Origin of the sequence: Sphingobacterium haloxyli, from assembly GCF_002980525.1 — a bacterium.
Classification (GTDB): domain Bacteria; phylum Bacteroidota; class Bacteroidia; order Sphingobacteriales; family Sphingobacteriaceae; genus Sphingobacterium; species Sphingobacterium haloxyli.
This window is the reverse complement of record NZ_PVBQ01000049.1, coordinates 1-539: the sequence shown is the minus strand read 5'-3', so window position 1 is coordinate 539 and position 539 is coordinate 1. Positions and strand designations below refer to the sequence as shown.

Here is a 539-nt window from a genome sequence, read left to right as displayed (position 1 = left end):
GCGCTCAACGCCCTGTCCACCAACGGTGTCTTCAACTTTCTGTTCTTCCTGATACTGGTGGTCTTCGCGGCATCCTTCTTCGGGGCGTTCGAGCTTACCCTGCCCAGCTCCTTTGTCAACAGGATAGATGCCCAGTCGGACAGGGGCGGGTTACTGGGGCTTTTCTTCATGGCCTTCAGCCTGGCACTGGTATCCTTCTCCTGTACCGGGCCGATCATCGGCACGCTGCTGGTGGAGGCGGCATCCAAGGGCGAACGCCTGGGGCCTGCCGTGGGCATGCTCGGCTTCTCGGTGGCCCTGGCCATACCGTTCGTGATCTTCGCCTTCTTCCCTTCCATGCTCAAGTCCCTGCCCAGGTCGGGCGGCTGGCTCAACAGCGTCAAGGTCGTCCTGGGGTTCCTGGAGCTGGCACTGGCACTGAAGTTCCTGTCCAACGTGGACCTTGCCTACCACTGGAACTGGCTGGACAGGGAAGTGTTCCTGGCCCTCTGGATAGCCATCTTCGGGATGCTGGGACTGTACCTGATCGGCAAGATACG

The 539-nt window shown here is 60.7% G+C and carries 1 protein-coding gene; it reads left to right on the top strand.

What is annotated here, in order from left to right:
- Window positions 1-539 (top strand): cytochrome c biogenesis protein CcdA (locus tag C5745_RS19895; protein WP_317046856.1); only part of this gene is annotated, 539 nt, incomplete at both ends.